17 protein-coding genes are annotated in these 15,829 nt (G+C 69.8%); 4 read left to right on the forward strand and 13 right to left on the reverse strand.

What is annotated here, in order from left to right; all coding sequences use genetic code 11:
* Positions 1 to 185: 185 nt before the first annotated feature.
* Complete coding sequence (locus AC1U89_RS21410; RefSeq protein ID WP_479901656.1) at positions 186 to 842, forward strand: hypothetical protein; 657 nt, start codon at positions 186 to 188, stop codon at positions 840 to 842.
* Positions 842 to 1,381, forward strand: coding sequence for a hypothetical protein (locus AC1U89_RS21415; protein ID WP_479901657.1), 540 nt, complete (start codon positions 842 to 844; stop codon positions 1,379 to 1,381). The genes AC1U89_RS21410 and AC1U89_RS21415 overlap by 1 nt, the downstream gene beginning before the upstream one ends.
* Positions 1,382 to 1,415: 34 nt before the next feature.
* Here the strand turns inward: AC1U89_RS21415 and AC1U89_RS21420 are convergent, their stop codons facing one another.
* The 4 genes from AC1U89_RS21420 to AC1U89_RS21435 are packed head-to-tail and all read right to left on the reverse strand — an operon-like array spanning position 1,416 to position 5,309.
* Positions 1,416 to 1,847: a hypothetical protein gene (locus tag AC1U89_RS21420; protein ID WP_479901658.1), complete on the reverse strand. Its 432-nt coding sequence runs from the start codon at positions 1,845 to 1,847 to the stop codon at positions 1,416 to 1,418.
* Positions 1,847 to 2,857, reverse strand: a complete 1,011-nt coding sequence (locus AC1U89_RS21425; protein ID WP_479901659.1) for a phosphotransferase family protein — start codon at positions 2,855 to 2,857, stop codon at positions 1,847 to 1,849. Before AC1U89_RS21425 ends, AC1U89_RS21420 begins: the two co-directional genes overlap by 1 nt.
* A gap of 10 nt (positions 2,858 to 2,867) precedes the next feature.
* Positions 2,868 to 3,968: an Rv3169 family protein gene (locus AC1U89_RS21430; RefSeq protein WP_479901660.1), complete on the reverse strand. Its 1,101-nt coding sequence runs from the start codon at positions 3,966 to 3,968 to the stop codon at positions 2,868 to 2,870.
* Positions 3,969 to 3,971: 3 nt separating this feature from the next.
* Complete coding sequence (locus AC1U89_RS21435; protein WP_479901687.1) at positions 3,972 to 5,309, reverse strand: cytochrome P450; 1,338 nt, start codon at positions 5,307 to 5,309, stop codon at positions 3,972 to 3,974.
* Between the two features lie 153 nt (positions 5,310 to 5,462).
* Between AC1U89_RS21435 and AC1U89_RS21440 the strand changes: the two genes are divergently transcribed.
* Positions 5,463 to 6,074, forward strand: a complete 612-nt coding sequence (locus AC1U89_RS21440; RefSeq protein ID WP_479901661.1) for a TetR/AcrR family transcriptional regulator — start codon at positions 5,463 to 5,465, stop codon at positions 6,072 to 6,074.
* 87 nt (positions 6,075 to 6,161) lie between these two features.
* Here AC1U89_RS21440 and AC1U89_RS21445 read toward each other — a convergent pair whose 3' ends face one another.
* The 5 genes from AC1U89_RS21445 to ftrA form a co-directional block, all read right to left on the reverse strand.
* Positions 6,162 to 7,349 (reverse strand): Gfo/Idh/MocA family protein, encoded by a 1,188-nt coding sequence (locus AC1U89_RS21445; RefSeq protein ID WP_479901662.1) that lies wholly within the window; start codon positions 7,347 to 7,349, stop codon positions 6,162 to 6,164.
* A gap of 36 nt (positions 7,350 to 7,385) precedes the next feature.
* Entirely contained in the window at positions 7,386 to 8,315 is a 930-nt protein-coding gene (locus AC1U89_RS21450; protein WP_479901663.1) for a VOC family protein, read from the reverse strand.
* 335 nt (positions 8,316 to 8,650) lie between these two features.
* On the reverse strand, positions 8,651 to 9,202 hold the full coding sequence (locus tag AC1U89_RS21455; RefSeq protein ID WP_479901664.1) for an RNA 2'-phosphotransferase: 552 nt from the start codon (positions 9,200 to 9,202) through the stop codon (positions 8,651 to 8,653).
* Between the two features lie 89 nt (positions 9,203 to 9,291).
* Entirely contained in the window at positions 9,292 to 9,936 is a 645-nt protein-coding gene (locus AC1U89_RS21460) for a hypothetical protein (RefSeq protein ID WP_479901665.1), read from the reverse strand.
* A gap of 71 nt (positions 9,937 to 10,007) precedes the next feature.
* Complete coding sequence (ftrA, locus tag AC1U89_RS21465) at positions 10,008 to 10,985, reverse strand: transcriptional regulator FtrA (protein ID WP_479901666.1); 978 nt, start codon at positions 10,983 to 10,985, stop codon at positions 10,008 to 10,010.
* Positions 10,986 to 11,070: 85 nt separating this feature from the next.
* Here ftrA and AC1U89_RS21470 point away from each other — a divergent pair, with 85 nt between their 5' ends.
* A complete protein-coding gene (locus AC1U89_RS21470; RefSeq protein ID WP_479901667.1) occupies positions 11,071 to 11,490 on the forward strand; it encodes a rhodanese-like domain-containing protein in 420 nt (139 codons plus the stop codon).
* A gap of 189 nt (positions 11,491 to 11,679) precedes the next feature.
* Here AC1U89_RS21470 and rnhA read toward each other — a convergent pair whose 3' ends face one another.
* The 4 genes from rnhA to AC1U89_RS21490 all read right to left on the reverse strand — a co-directional run bounded on the left by rnhA (position 11,680) and on the right by AC1U89_RS21490 (position 15,764).
* On the reverse strand, positions 11,680 to 12,129 hold the full coding sequence (gene rnhA / locus AC1U89_RS21475; RefSeq protein WP_479901668.1) for a ribonuclease HI: 450 nt from the start codon (positions 12,127 to 12,129) through the stop codon (positions 11,680 to 11,682).
* The gene (gene thrB / locus AC1U89_RS21480; protein WP_479901669.1) at positions 12,126 to 13,088 is read right to left on the reverse strand and encodes a homoserine kinase; all 963 of its coding nucleotides are present in this window, start codon (positions 13,086 to 13,088) and stop codon (positions 12,126 to 12,128) included. The genes rnhA and thrB overlap by 4 nt, the downstream gene beginning before the upstream one ends.
* A gap of 124 nt (positions 13,089 to 13,212) precedes the next feature.
* The gene (locus tag AC1U89_RS21485) at positions 13,213 to 15,054 is read right to left on the reverse strand and encodes an arginine--tRNA ligase (RefSeq protein WP_479901670.1); all 1,842 of its coding nucleotides are present in this window, start codon (positions 15,052 to 15,054) and stop codon (positions 13,213 to 13,215) included.
* A complete protein-coding gene (locus AC1U89_RS21490; protein ID WP_479901671.1) occupies positions 15,051 to 15,764 on the reverse strand; it encodes a Tat pathway signal sequence domain protein in 714 nt (237 codons plus the stop codon). Before AC1U89_RS21490 ends, AC1U89_RS21485 begins: the two co-directional genes overlap by 4 nt.
* Positions 15,765 to 15,829 lie beyond the last annotated feature (65 nt).

Genomic DNA, 15,829 nt, shown 5'->3' on the forward strand with positions numbered 1-15,829 from the left:
GATTCCTGGGCTGCGTCCGCCCCCTCCCGGAGCGAAGCCGCGCGTGGCAGATGGGGCGGGCGCGCGAACTTGGCTAGGGCTCATGAGGTTTATGAGCCGAAGTTTGTCGCTCGCGCCCTGGGCGTCCAACAACCTTTACGATCCTGGAACCCCATGCTACGGCCAAGCTCGGGGGGACGAATACAATGCTGGCGATCGCCATTCTGATGTACGCCTTGGCGCCTGCCGCCATGGCCCAGGTCGAGCCGAGCGCCGCGACAGCGGCCGCCGCGCAGACGCAAACTCAAGCTCCAACGCAAACGCAGATCCAGGCGCAAACCCAGGCGCAGACGCCGCCGGCGGCCGAGGCCCCGGCCGCGCCGCGGACGCTGAAGCTGCCCGCCGGGACTCAGGTCGAGGTCGAGCTGGTCGATCCGCTGAGCTCGACCACCAGCAAACTGGGCGACCGATTCGCGATCCGCCTGGCCCAGCCGATCTCCAGCCAGGGCGTCGACCTGATCGCCCCCGGCGCCACCGGCCAGGGCGAGGTCATCGACGTCGCCCGCGCGGGCATGGGCGGCCGGCAGGGCAAGCTGATCATCTCGGCCCGCTATCTGGACCTGAACGGCAAGCAGGTCCGCATCCGCGGGATGACCCTCCTGGCGTCCGGCAAGAGCCGGGTCGACCTGGCGACCGGCGTGCTGCTGGTGCCCTATGCGGGCGTCGCGGCGGTCTTCATCCAGGGCGGGGAAATCCAGATCCCCGCCGGCGCGCGCGCCACGGTTCGACTGGCCGAAGACCTGGATCTTCCGGTCAGCGCGACAACGCCTTCACCCACGACTGAACAAACAGGGACGTTCTAGTGAAAAAGTATCTGATCGCGGCTGGGGCCGCGCTTTCGCTCGCTTACGGCGCTTCGGCCTTCGCCCAGGACGCCACGCAAGCCGCGCCGGCCGCTCCGGCCGCCGAAGCCGCTCCGGCTCCCGCCGCCGCTCCGGCGTCGGACGCCGCGCCGGCCGCCGCGGACAGCACCGCCGGCAAGGGCCGCATCTACTTCTTCCGTCCGGGCCGTCTGCCGGGCGCGATCTACACCTACCACATCGTCGAGGTGGGCGATGACGGCAAGCCGGCCAAGGACGCGGAACGCCTGGGCGACCTGCCCAACGGCGGCGCCTTCATCCTCGACGTCGAGCCGGGCATCCACAGCTACAACATCACCGGCCCGATGGCGGTCAACAAGGCCGAGGACCGTCTGCGGCTCGAGGTCGAGCCGGGCGAGACCTACTATGTCGAGCAGACCGTGCGCATGGGCATGGTGACCGGCGGCTTCCGCCTCACGCCGGCCGACGAGGCGCGCTTCAAGACCTCCAAGGTCAAGCTCGACAAGGGCAAGAAGGGCTAAGACCCTTCGGTCGATGGCCGAGAGGACGGGGGAGTCACCGCGCCGGCAACGGCGGCAGCTCCAGGTTCCGCTTCTCGGCCATCTGGCCATACAGCCCCACGATCATCCGATGGCGCAGGAGGTCGCCCGCCGCCTCCACGGCCTCGTGCAGGGCGATCAGTCCCCGGCGCAGGGCGGCGTTGGCCCGGTCCAAGGCCTCCAGCGATAGGTCGGCGGCTTCGATCGAGGCGATCTCGGTATATTGGACGCCGTAGACGTCGGCGGCCTCGGCCAGGACGGCGGCGATGGCCGCGTTCTCCCAGACCCGCGCCTGGGTCCCGCGCTCCACCTCCTGGGCGGCCAGCAGCGACAGCAGGGCGATCACCCCCACGCGGCCGGTCATGAACTCGCCCTGCTGCTCGGGCGGGCCAGGGATGGCCAGGGCCATGAAGTTTCCACGCAGGATGTCGGGCAGGGCCGGGGTCATCAGACGCCCTCCAGCTGGACCAGCCGCTTGGCCAGGATCACGTCGTGCCGCCGCGCGGTGTACCAGCCCGAGATCGCCAGGATCGGATCGGTGAACCCGCCGTCGCGATATTCCTTGGCCGCCGAGGTCCAGATCGCCTGGCCCTTCACGGCGTTGAACAGCGACCACCAGGCCAGGGCCTTGGGATCGACCGTCAGCCCGCTGGCCGCCTCCCACAGGGCGATGGCGTCGGCCTGCGGGACCAGGCCCCCGACCTTGCCCTCGTCGAAGTGGTTCCACAGCGGATCGAAGGCCCAGCCCAGGTCCTCGATCGGGTCGCCCAGGTGGGCCATCTCCCAGTCCAGGATCGCCAGGATCGTCCCGGCCCCGTCGTGCATGAAGTTGCCGGTGCGGTAGTCGCCGTGGACGATCGACACCCGCTGGGCCGGCGGCGGCGGGTGGCGATAGAGCCAGCGGATGGCGGCGCGGACGATCGGCTGCGGATGCTGCTCGTCGGCCTCGATCACGCCGGACCAATGGTCGAGCGCGATGCGCCAGCAGTCCTCCGGCGCGGGCGCCTCGGCGGCCTCGCGGATCGGCGTCCCCTCGTGCGGCAGGGCGGCCAGCTTGCCCAGGGTGGTGAAGAACTGCGCGCCCAGGGCGGCGGCGTGCTCGGCATAGGGATCGAACACGAACGGCGAGGGCACGGTCCCTCCGTCGATGCGCTCCATCAGGAAGAACGGCCGTTCCAGCGGCCCGCCGCCTTCCTCCAGGGCCACGGCCTGGGGCACGGGCAGGTGGCCGTGGACGGTGCGGTAGGCCAGGAACTCCAGCCGCCGGTCGGTCTCGATCAGGCTGCCGGGCGGATCGCGGCGCAGGATCATGCCGCGCGTCACCCCGCCCGTGTCGGCGTCCAGGCGATAGGTCTCGCGGCTGGCCCCGCCGGGGATGCGCGACAGGTTCGAGACCGAGGTCGGCGCGCCCCACAGGTCGGTCAGATAGGCCTCCAGCCCCGCCTTCAGGTCGCTCATGGAGCCCCCCTCACGAAGCCATGTCCAGGATGGACTTGAAGCCCGACGGCGCGTGGGGGCCCAGGGCCAGCTGCTCGAACACCCCGCGCCCGACCTGGGTCGAACCGTCAGGACGCCGCCAGGTCACCTTCGACAGGGCCTGGACGTGCAGGTGGAAGGGCAGGGTGCGGTCCACGTCCGCCAGCACCAGGTCCTCGCGCTCGACCTTCAGCTTGCCGTGGTTCAGCCCATGACCCCAGACCGGATGGCCATAGCCCAGGCTCAGCATGAAGAACTCGGCCTGGGGCGCGATGTCGACCTCGCCGCCGTCCGGCAGGTGGATCGTCCCCCGCGTCGCGTGCCGCGTGCCGGCGCGCCAGTCGACGCCGTAGTCGACGTCGTCGAAGTCGGTGGCCCCGTCGCGGCCCGAGCCCAGCGGCGCCCAGACCGCCCGCCGGTTCCAGGCCCGGCCGTGCTCGTCGTCGTTGGTGTGGAAGAAGAGGTCGCCGTCCGGAAACACGCACGGGGTCCACAGCCAGAAGAACTGCGGCAGGACCTGCGGGGCCATCTCCTGGGGATCGCGCGCCCCGATCGGCCGCACGCCCCACGAGCGGTCGCGGGTGCCGACGAAGCCGGAAACGTCGCGGCGCACCCCGTCCACCTCGATCCAGCCGTCGTAGCGGCCGTTCTGGGTTAGGCGGGTGTAGTCCAAGAGGGTGCGCGGCCCGATCCGGCGGGTGAAGCGCGGCTCCTCGATCGGGAACGACCGGCCCTCGAAGGTGATCTGGGCGCTGATCCCCTGGTCGGGGGCCTCGACCGTGATCCGCAGGCGCTGCAGGGGCTCCAGCACCTCGATGGCGATCGGCCCCACCGATAGGTCCATTCGCTCCATCTCCAGCCAGCGGCTGGCGTGCAGGTTCACCTGGCGGCCGTCCTTCATCCAGCAGAAGGCGGCGTCGGCGATGTTGAGGTGCGGATAGATCCCGAAGGCGGCGGCGAACATGGCGTCGCCATCACCTGTCGGCTCATAGCCGTTGAAGAAGTAGCGGTCGTAGAAATTGCGGTCGGTGCCGGCATAGGCCACCGGCTCGGCCGTCTGGTGGATCGGGTAGTCGTCGCCCCGGGTCAGCATGGCCTAGGCCCGGCCGCCGGGCGTGAACTCGACCTCCAGCTTGCTGATCGCGTGGACGAAGTTGTTGGGCGCGATGTCGATCTCGCCGGTCCAGCGGATGTCGGGGAAGCGGCCCAGGATCTGGCGATAGGCTTCCTCCAGCTGGATCTGGGCCACGCGCTTGCCGATGCAGACGTGTGGGCCGTAGCCGAAGGCGATGTGCTTGTCGGCGTTGGGCCGGGTGATGTCCAACTGGTCGGGATTGGCGAACACCGCCTCGTCGCGATTGGCCGCGCCGTAGTACATGACCACCTTCTCGCCCTCGCGGACGGCCTGGCCGGCGATCTCGGCGTCGCGGGTGGCCGTGCGGCGCATGTAGATCACCGGGCTGACCATGCGGATGAACTCGTTGACCGCCCCGCCCATCAGCGACGGGTCGGCCACCAGCCGGGCCTTCTGGTCGGGGAACTCGGTCAGCAGCTTCATGGTGCCCGACAGGGTGTTCCGCGTCGTGTCGTTGCCGGCGAACACGATCAGCAGCCACGAGCCGTCCAGGTACTCGTCGCTGAGCAGGGTCCCGTCCACCTGGGCGCGGGCGATGGCGCTCATCAGGTCGTTCTGGGGATCGGCCCGCCGCTTGAGCAGCATGGTGCGGCCGTACTCGAACATCTCCTCGACGTTGGTGTTGAAGTCCTGGACGAACTGCATGAGTTCCAGCGTCGGGGTGATCGGGGCCAGGGCCTGCTTCAGCGCCATGTCCTGGGCCATCTCCAGGAAGTGCATCCACTTCAGGAACTTGCCGCGGTCCTCGGGCGGCACGCCCAGGATCTCGCACAGGGTGAACAGCGGCAGCTTGGACGAGAACATCTCGACCAGGTCGCAGCGGCCCAGCGGCGCCATCTCGTCCAGCAGCCGGCCGATCTCGGTCCGCACGGTCTCGGTCAGGGCGCGCAGATAGGCCGGGGTGAAATAGGGCATGTGTTCGCGGCGCAGCTGCATGTGCTCGGCGCCGTCGAGGTTGATCATGGTGTCCATCGAGGCGCGGTAGAGCAGGGCGTGGCGCTTCTGCGGATCGCCGTGCGCCATCAGGATGCCGCCCTTGCGCGACGAGAAGGTCTGGGGATCGGCCTCGACCGCCATGATGTCGGCGTGGCGGGTGATCGCCCAGAAGCCGGGACCGCCATAGGGCTCGGGGTGCCACATCACCGGGGCCTGGGCCCGCAGCTTGGCGAAGTCGCCATAGGGCTGGCCGCGGGTGAACTGCTCGATGTTGGACAGGTCCACCCCGTCGAGGGTGGGGAACAGGGTGGGGGCGCCGGGCCCCTCGATCCCGTCCATGGCGGTCTCGCTGACGAGCTGCATGGCCATGCGCTTCTTCCCTTTTGTCCCTGGTCCCGGGCCCGCGAACTTCGCCGCGTGGCCGGCCGAAGTAGTTCAGACGACAGGTGTCGTGTCAATCGACTAGCGTCGAATCGGGGGGCGTGGCAGAAATGGCGGGAACGGACGGAGGGAAGTTTGGCGAGAGCGGCGGCGGAGAAGACGGGCGGCCTGCGCGAGGCCCAGCGCCAGCTGACCCGCGAGCGGCTGATCGACGCCGCCGTCGCCCTGTTCGGCCGGCGGGGCTTCCGCGCCGTGACCATCGAGCAGATCGCCGCCGAGGCCGGCGCCAATCGCGCCACCTTCTACCTGCACTTCCGCAACAAGGAGGACGTGGCCAACGCCATCGGCGACCGGCTGGTCCCCAACATCCAGGCCACCTTCGCGGCGTTGGACGCGATCCCGGACCCGACCCTCGAGGACGTCCGCGCCTGGCTGGCCGAGGGCATGGCCGAGCAGACCGACGAGCGCCGCAACCTGCTGGCCGTGGCCACCGAGGCCAATGTCGCCGACCCCGACCTGGCCGACGACTATCTGCGCTTCATCAACCTGTTCATCGACGCCATGCCCAACTACCTGGGCCGGTTCTCGGCGGAGGACCTGCCGGCAGCGCGCACGCGGATGCTGATGCAGCTCGTCCAGTTCGAGCGGCTGTCCTACGTGATGGTGGTCCAGCGGGCGTCCGCGCCGCTGGAGCCGCTGCTGGATGAGTTGGCGGAGAGCTGGTGGCGGTTGCTGCGGGGGAAGTGACGCCGCGCGGGGACATGCCCTTGGGCGTGTCCCCACCAGACGCACTGCCAGATTTGGGGACACGCGCGAGCGCATGTCCCCGGTTGGTCAGGCCTTCGCCACATCCACCACGGCCGCCGGGTCCACCGCCCGCCGGTAGCCCCAGTCCGTCTTCACGGTCGCCCCGTCCTTGGCCGCCGACTCCAGGATCGCCTGCATCAGGCGCATGTCCTGCAGCCCCTCCTCGCCGGGCGAGACCATCGGCGCCTTGCCGCGCACCACGTCGGCCATCCAGTCCATCTCGCGGGCGAACTGGTCGCCGGCCGGGGCGGGGACCGGCGGCTGGGCCGCGCCGCCCTTGACCACGGTCAGGCGGTTGCCGCCATAGAAGGCCGCCGGGTCGGCGACCAGCCGGCCCTGCTCGCAGATCACCTCGAAGGCCATGGTCGGGGCGTAGGCGAACGAGGTCGAGCCGTTGGCGATCACGCCCGAGGGGAAGCGGAACTGCCAGTTGATCAGGTCCTCGGTCTCCTTGAACCGCGGATCGTTGCGGTCGGTCTGGGCCCACGCCTGCACGGCGACCGGCTCCTCGTTCAGCAGGTAGCGGGCGGCGCTGACGCCGTAGACGCCCATGTCGCCCAGGGCCCCGTTGCCCGACAGCTTGCCGTCCAGCCGCCAGACGTCGGACGGGTCGGAGAGGTCGGCCTGCCGGCCCATGGTGGTGTTGATCTGCCGGACCTTGCCCATCGACCGCGTCCGCAGCCGGCGCATGACGTCCAGGTTCTGGGCCTCGTAGTGGCAGCGATAGGCGATCATCAGGTGGCGCTGGGCGGCCTTGGCGGCGGCGATCATCGCCTCGGCGTCGGCGATCGTGGTGGCCATCGGCTTCTCGCACAGCACGTGCTTGCCGGCCTTGAAGGCGCGGATCGTGTACTCGGCGTGCATCGAGTTGGGCAGCACGATGTAGACGACCTGGATGCGCGGGTCCTTCGCGATGCGGTCGTAGTCGTCGTAGCTGTAGACCGCGTCGGCCGGCAGGCCGTTCTCGGCGGCCACGCGCCTGGCCTTCTCCGGATGGCCGCTGACCACCGCCGCCAGCTTGGCGCCCTTGGCGATCTTCAGGGCCGGGATCAGCTGGTTCAGGCTCAGCTTGCCCAGGCCCACGATGGCGAAGCCGATCTTGTCGGAGGCGGGCATGGCGGGCTCCTGGGCTTGGGCCTTGGCGGCGACGGGGGCGAGGGCGGCGGCCACGCCGGCGGCGGCGATCAGGTCGCGTCGGGAAGGGCGGTTGGGCATGGGGGCTCCTTCGGCTTTCGTGCTGGGGGGAGATGGTCATGGCTTGGGATCGTCGGCGGTGAACGGCGAGCAGCAGGGCTTGCCGATGGCGTGGAACTCCATGATCTCGGCCCGCGTGCCGTCGGGATCGAACAGGTTCAGCTGCCACTTGGCGTCGCGGCCGATCTTGGGCGTCTCCTTCTGGCCCTCCAGGCGGTCGCCGTTCCACAGCAGGGTGTAGGCCAGCCGCGTGTCGGGGACGCCCAGCGAGAAGTGGTCCAGCACCCCGGCCGTGGCCTGGCTCATGCCGGGCGGCGGGCCCCGGCCGTCGGGCGGGGCGACCAGCATGTATTCCAGCCAGTCCGAACCGTCGGGCACCTGCAGCGACACCCAGCTGGGCTTGTCGTCGCTCATGCCGCCGAACCAGTAGGGCCTGAAACCCAGGACGCCGCGATAGAAGGAGTCGGCCTTGGCCCGGTCATGGACGATGAAGCCCACGTGGATGATGCGGCTGGACAGCGGATTGACGGCGATCGCGGGCGGCTTGGCCGGCGGCTGGACGAACTGGACCTTCACGCCCTCGGGATCGACCACGTCGAACCAGCGGCCGCCGTCGGCCCCGGTCTCGACCTTGGCCGGGACGGCCACGCCCTTGGCCTCGAGATAGCGGCGCAGGCCTTCCGCATCGGCGGTGTTGAAGGCGGCGTGGTCCAACYGGTCGATCCGGGACGGACCGGGCGGCAGGGGCAGAACCTCGACGAACTGGGTCGGGCTGAAATAGTAGCGCGCGCCGGCGGGGTTCTCGGGATCGGGCCCCTTCACCGCGCCCAGGCCCCGGACGTAGAAGGCCTCGCTTTTCGCCGGGTCGGCGGCATGGACCGCTAGGTGCGACACCGAGACGATGGGCGGCCGGGCGGGCTCGGCCCGGGCGACGCACGGCGTTCCGCCGGACAGCAGGATCAGGGCGCAAGCCAGGGCTCGCATCATCGTCTCACTCCCGCGCGACCCTCCGCTCTCGGCGCGGGCGAGGGTGTCGGGCCGCAGGATAGCGCGACGTGGTAGCGTTACCAGGGAAAAGAGGCGCCGACCAAGGTCGGGCTTGCCAAGGCTGGCCCTGAACGCAAACAGCGCCCGTGCCGAGGGGGGAGGGCACGGACGCTGCGCTTGCAGGACGCTGGGGCCGGCCGGGGGGAGGAGCCGGGTTGTCCGCGTCGAAGAAGAGATTGGGATCCGAACCGGGCTTCGCAACGGCGCGACCAAGGTCATTTCGCGGCGGGATCGTTTCGAGTGGGTGATGTTGTGTCGGCCTGGGCCCTCGCCGCTCAAGCGCCTTCCAGGAATTCCGGCGGCACGGCCGCGGTCAGCCAGACCCCGTTCCCTGTCCGGAAGAACGCATGGCCGGCTCGGGCCATGTCGCCGCTCGACACCCGCAGGATGACGGCGTCGCCCCGGCGGCCGCCCACCTGGCGCGCGGTGTCGATGTCGGGCGACAGGTGGACGTGATGCCGCGCCATCGGCCGCAGGCCCTCCTGGCGGATGGCGGGCAGGAAGCGCTCGACCGTGCCGTGGAACAGCACCTCGGGCGGGGACGCGGCGACCCAATCGCCCTGCACCTCGAGGGAGTGGCCTTGCCGGGCGCGCAGGCGCGCGCCGTCCGGAGACAGTTCGAAGCGCTTCTTCTCGCTGGTGTCCACGACGTGCCGGAGGGCTTCCGAGGAGGCGGGCTGGCCGGCCTTTTCCAGCGCCTTCAGCACGGCCTCGACCGGCGTCCAGCCTTCGCCGTCCAGGACCAGGTTCCCCTCGTCGGGCCGATGCCGCAGCCAGAACGACAGAAGCTTGGACATCCCGACGGCGGTGGTCTTGTCGATACTCATGTCGTGGATATGCCGGGATCGCTCGAAGCTTGGCAATGGATCGACGAGCGGGCGTTCCTGTCGCCAAGAGGGTCCTATCGGCCGCCTGCCTAGAGGTTCGGCGCCGTCTTGAAGCGGTCTGGAACATAGCTCCTGGCCAGCGAGGCCTTGTCGAACATGTCCGTAGCCGGCAGTTCGGAGAGGACGCTGACCGCCTCCGACGACAGACCGAGCCGACCCTCGGGGCTGTTCTGGGCGTAGGTCGAGCGCACGATCACGCCAGCCTGCGTGACGTCGTAGGTGCGGATGTCGTCCTTGTCGACCAGGCGGACATGATCGGCTGTCCCGAACGGCGTCTTGACCTGCCCCTGCCAGGCCATCGCCAGGAAGGCCTTGTTGGTGTTGATGCCGCAGGCCGCGCGGGCCACGAAGGGGCCTTCGACCGTCTTGCCCGTGGTCAGCGATAGCGCTGCTCCGGTTTGCGCCTTGCAGTCGGCGATCACGCGATCTCGTGGCGTCTCCACCCGATGCTTATCGCCCGAGTGGAATTCCGCCCCCCATTCCAGGACCGGGGTTCCGCTGCGTGACTCCTCGTTCCAATTGTAGACGGCGTAGGTGGCCCGGGTGGTCTTGGTGCGGTCCACGACCTCCTTGACCTTGCCGGTCAGCTCGACCGGCGGCGGGGCTCGATCGCAGGCCGCCAGCGAGGCTCCGGCCAGGACGGCGACCTGGGCGGTCCGGAACATGAACTTCATCGACGACGATCCCCCGATACGCTTTGGCGCGAGCTTAGCTATGGGCCGAGGGCGGGGAAAGGCTGATGGCCCTAGCCCCCAAACCGCGCCCGATAGGCCTGGGGCGTGGTCGCCAGTGATTTCCTGAAGTGGTGCCGCAGGGCCGGGGCGCCGAAGCCGACGGCCTGGGCGATCTGTTCGACGCCGAAGGGGGTGGTCTCCAGCAGGTCGCGGGCCCGGGCCAGGCGCTCGGCCAGCAGCCAGCGGGCCGGCGTCGTGCCGGTKGCGGCCTCGAAGCGGCGCAGGAAGGTGCGGGGGCTCATGCCGGCCGCGTCGGCCAGGGCCTTGACCGTGTGCTCGCGGGAAAGGTCGGCGCGCATGCGGTCGAGGATCGGCGACAGGCGCGAGGCCTCGTGGGCGGTCGGCACCGGCCGCTGGATGAACTGGGCCTGGCCGCCGTCGCGGTGGGGCGGGATCACCAGTCGCCGGGCCACGGTGTTGGCCGCTTCGGGCCCGAAGTCGCGGCGCACCAGGTGCAGGCCCAGGTCCAGGCCCGCGGCGCTGCCGGCCGAGGTCATGACGTCGCCCTCGTCGACATAGAGCACGTCGGGCTGCACATCGATGTCGGGATGGAGGGCGCGCAGCCTGTCGACATAGCGCCAGTGGGTGGTGGCCCGGCGGCCCGCCAGCAGGCCCGCCGCCGCCAGCACGAAGACGCCCGAGCAGATCGACATCACCCGCGCGCCGTTGCGGTGGGCGGCCCGCAGTGCGTCGATCAGCGGCCGAGGGACCGGCGCGTCGGCGCCGCGCCAGCCGGGGGCGATGATCGTGCCGGCCGCTTCGACCAATTCAAGCCCGCCGTCGGCGACGACCTGCACCCCGCCCAGGCCGCGTAGCGGACCCGGCTCGATGGCCGCCGTGGCGAACGCGTACCAGCGGGGACCCATCTCGGGCCGGGGCAGGCCGAACAGCTCGACCGCCACCCCGAACTCGAAGGTGCACAGGCCGTCATAGGCCAGGGCGACGACGCGCCGGTTGGCGGGTCCGGCGGGTGTGGTGGCGTTTGGCATGATCTTTACGGTCGATGTCTATCCTGCCAGCTAACGCCGGGCGGCCGCCTGGGGCAAGTCTTCCTCGCCAACCAAGGAGGCCGTCATGAGCTTTGTTTCCGCCATCCCCGCCGCCGCGTCGCCGGTCGCCGCCGCCCACTTCGCCGCCCGCCTGGCCCTGGAGACCGACTGCGCCGACGTCGCCGCGTCGATGAAGGCCGGCGAGGTCGACTTCGTCCTGCTGCATGTGGTGGGCTCGCCGGAGGCCTATGCCCGCCGCCACGTGCCGGGCGCGATCCATCTGCGCCACGCCGAGATGACGGCCGAGCGCATGGCGGCGTGGCCGGCCGACACCCTGTTCGTGGTCTATTGCGCCGGCCCGCACTGCAACGGCGCCGACCGCGCCGCGCTGAAGCTGGCGACCCTGGGCCGCCCCGTGAAGCTGATGATCGGCGGCGTCACCGGCTGGGAGGACGAGGGCCTGGCCTTCGCGACGGGCGAGGCGCCGGGGGTGTTGGCGGCGTAGGCTAAAATAACCCGCTCATCCCGGCGAATGCCGGGACCCAGATCCCAAAGCGGAGAGGCTGACTGGAAGAGCTCAGAGCCCGAGGCGTCAGGCACACCGCCATTCCATCTGGGTCCCGGCATTCGCCGGGATGAGCGGATTTTTAGAGAGGCTGATGGGGACACGCCCAAGGGCATGTCCCCGGTCGTGCTAGGCCCGTTCGCCCAGCGCCTTCAGCATGCCCAGCCGGGCCAGCTCGTCGGCGCGTTCGTTGTGGACGTGGCCGGCGTGGCCCTTGACCCAGCGCCAGTCGACCTCGTGCCGGGCCCGGGCGGCGTCCAGGCGCTGCCACAGGTCGACGTTCTTGACCGGGCTCTYGTCGGCGGTCTTCCAGCCCTTGGCCTTCCAGCCGTGGATCCACTGGGTGACGCCCTTCATCACGTACTGGCTGTCGGTGTGCAGCTCGGCCTTGGTCGGCTTGTTCAGGGCCTCCAGGGCCTGGATGGCGCCCATCAGCTCCATGCGGTTGTTGGTGGTCGCCAGCTCGCCGCCGCACAGCTCCTTCTTCTTGTCGCCGTACATCAGCAGGGCGCCCCAGCCGCCGGGACCGGGATTCCCCCGGCAGGCGCCGTCGGTGTAGATGATCAGCTTGGGGGTCACGCGCCGGCTCCGAACAGGCTGAGGCCTTCGCGGTGCACGGCCAGCTTGCGCTCGTATTCCAGCGGATCCTTCGGCTTGACCAGCGCCCCGGCCGGGGTCGCGCCCCAGTCGGCGAGGCGGGTCAGGAAGAAGCGCATGGCCGCGCCGCGCGCCAGGATCGGGATGGCGTCGCGCTCGGCCGGGCTCAGCGGCCGGCGGCGCTCGTAGCCGGCGATCAGGGCCCGGGCGGCGGTGATGTTGAAGCTGCCGTCGGACTCGAAGCACCAGGCGTTCAGGGTCACGGCGATGTCGTAGGCGAAGGCGTCGTCGCAGGCGAAGTAGAAGTCGATGGCCGCCGCGAACTTGCCGTCCGGCTTGAAGAAGACGTTGTCCGGGAAATAGTCGGCGTGGATCACGCCCGACGGCAGGCCGCGCGGCCACGACAGGGCCAGCTCGGCCAGGTCCTTGTCGATGGTGGCGGCCAGGCCCGGCTTGAGGCCGTCGGCGGCCTGGCGGTGCTTGGCGAACAGCGGGGCCCAGTGCGGCTGGCCCAGGTCGTTGGCGCGGCGGGCCGGATAGCCTTCGCCGGCCAGGTGCAGCCAGGCCAGGCCCTCGCCGGCCTCGCGGCAGTGGGCGATGGTCGGGCGGCGGGCCGACAGGCCGGGCAGGAACTCGACCAAGGCGGCGGGCTTGCCGCGCACGGTCTTCAGCGTGGCGCCCGAACGGTCGGCGATCGGCTTGGCGCTGGGATAGCCGCGATCGGCCAGCCAGGTCAGCAGGTCCAGGAAATAGGGCAGGTCCTGCGGCTTGGCCCGCCGCTCGTAGACCGTGAGGATGAACCGCCCGGTCTGCGTCTCCAGCAGGAAGTTGGAGTTCTCCACCCCCTCGGCGATGCCCTTGAACGCCACGGCCTGACCCAGGTCGTAGTCGCCCAGGAAGGCGGCGAGTTCGTCGTCGGTGATGTCGGTATAGACGGCCATGGCGCGGGGATGCGGGACCGGGCGCTGGCGGTCAAGAGCGTGAGCCCGTCCTTTTCGTCGGCCGTCCCCGAGAAAAGCTGAAGTTCGCCGGAACGCCCGAGGATTTCGAGCGTCCCGGCGGAGACTACATCCGTTCCGGAGCCTCGATGCCCAGCAGGTTCAGGGCCAGTTCCAGTTGCTTCAGCGTCGTCTCGACCAAGGTCAGTCGCGAAGCCCGAACGTCGGGATCTTCGGCGGTCAGAACAGGGCAGGCGGAGAAGAACTTCGAGAAGCTCTGAGCCAGCTTGTAGGCGTGCTCGGCGATGAAGTTGGGGGCCTTCTTGTCGTAGGCCTCCGACAGCGCGCCCTCGAAGGCGTCCAGCAGCAGGGTCAGGTCGCGTTCGGCCGGTTCGCCGACGACGATGGGAGCCGAAGCGAACTTCTGCTCGGTTGCCTTGCGCAGGATGCTCTTCATGCGCACCGCCTGGTAGAGCAGGTACGGCCCGGTCTTACCTTCCAGGCTGGTGAAGCGATCCAGGTCGAAGACGTACGAGGTGCCGCGGAAATTCTGGAGGTCCGCGAACTTCAGGGCGGCGATGCCGACCTTGTGTGCGATGTCCTCGAACTCTTCGGGCGACAGCTCGGCKCCGGCGCCCGCTTCGCGCAGGCGCTCGCGGGCCTTCTCGCGGGCCATCTCGATCAGGTCGTGCAGCTTCAGGACGCCGCCGGCGCGGGTCTTGAAGGGCTTGCCGTCCTGGCCGTTCATGGTGCCGAAGCCGATGTGCTCCAGACCGCCCGGCTCGGCGTAGCCGGCCAGGTAGGCGGCGCGGAACACCTGCTCGAAATGGTCGGCCTGGCGCTGGTCCACGGCGTAGAGGATCAGGTGCGGATCGAACGACTTGCGGCGGTCCAGGATCGTGGCCAGGTCGGTCGTGCCGTACATGGCCGAGCCTTCCGACGAGACGACCAGCAGCGGGTCGGGGCTCTCGACCTCGACCACCGTGCCGTCGGCCAGCTTCTTCTTCTTGGTCTCGCCGGGACGGGCCACGCGGACGATCCGGGCGCCCTGGTCGTCGACCAGCAGGCCCTTGACCTCCAGCTGGCGGACCATCGGGGCGATCAGGTCCTGCACGTCGCTCTCGCCCTTCCACAGGTCGAAGTCGACGCCCAGGGCGTGGAACTCGCGCTCCAGGGCCACGCGGCTGATGTTGACGAAGTGACGCCACAGCAGGCGGTAGCCGAAGCGGCCGTTCTGCAGTTCGGCGGTGGCCTTGCGGGCCCGCTCCTTGAACTCCGGATCTTCCTTCTGGCGCGCCGAGGCGGCCGGATAGATGCGGTCCAGGTCCTCCAGCGACACGCGCTGGGCGAACTCGGCCATCACCTTCTCCTCGTCGGCCTTGGAGAAACCGCGCGGGGCTTCTACCAGGCGCTCGAGCAGGGCGCGGATGAAGGCGTCCTCCTCCATGATGGCGCTGATCAGCAGGCCCATCTGGAAGCCCCAGTCGCCGAAGTGGGCGTCGCCCACCACGTCGTCGCCGCGGAAGCGGTACAGGCGCTTGACCGACTCGCCGATGATCGAGGCGCGCAGGTGGCCCACGTGCATCGGCTTGGCCACGTTGGGGCCGGCGTAGTCGACCAGCACCCGGCGCGGGTTGGCCAGGGGCTCGGCCCCGGCGCGCGGGTCGGCGGCGATCTCGTTGGCGCGGGCGGCCAGGGCGTCGTCGCTGACGCGCATGTTGATGAAGCCGACGCCGGCGATCTCGACGGAGGCCAGGCGCGGGTCGGTCTTCAGGATGTCGACGACCTGCACGGCGATCTCGCGCGGATTGCGCTTGGCGCTCTTGGCGGCCGCCAGGGCCCCGTTGCATTGGAAGTCGGCCAGGTCGGGCCGGTCGGACGCGGTGACGCGACCGAAGTCGGGGGACAGTCCGGCGGCCTGGAAGGCGGCCGCGGCCGCCTCGCTCAGGGACCGCTTCAAATCACTCATGGCTTGGGCGTGTTTCCGGTTTGGGTCTGGGCCTGCTGGGTTTGGCCGGCGTTGACGCGGAAGCGCTTGCCGTCACGGTTGAAGGCGGCCATTTCCGGGGTCACGTCGAAGCCGATCAGGACCTCGAAATTGCCGCCGCTGACCTTTTCGTCGGCGCGCGGGATGGTGATGGTGTTCAGCGTCTGGTTCACATAGACGCGATCCTGGCCCGGCGCGAACTTCACCGGCAGGTCGAAATATTCCTTGGCCAGGACGCTCTTGTTGCGCTCGGTCACGGCGACCCAGTAGCGGTAGGTCTTCTGGTCGCTGTTCGCCTGGGGACCACGCCCCATCTCGAACAGCATCTGGACCTGCATCTTGATCGGGTCGTTGCTCTTGTAGGCGCAGCCCGAGGACAGGCCCTGGATCTCGCCGGTGTACATCGCCTGGGCGGCCGATTCCTTGCCGTCCTTGAACTCGACGTAGCGGCTGGCGTCGTACAGCACCTTCACATAGGGGCAGGGGCCGGCGTTGCGCAGCTGGGCCAGCGGGGCCTTGGGCTGGTTCCACTCGTCGTCGCGCTTCTTCTTCTTGGCGGCCTGGTCGTCGTCGCCGCCTTGGCCGCCGCCGGGACCGCCGCGTCCCCCTTGCTGGGCATGGACGGTCGTCGCGGTGGCGGCGATCGAGAGGGCCATCAGGGCGCTGAGGGCGACAGAAAGGTTGCGGCGCATGAAACGTCCGGTTCGAGATTGGAAAGCTTGAGCGGGAATTCCCCGCCAGCGTCATGGAGCCTGAT

This window comes from Caulobacter sp. 05T431 (genome assembly GCF_056665975.1).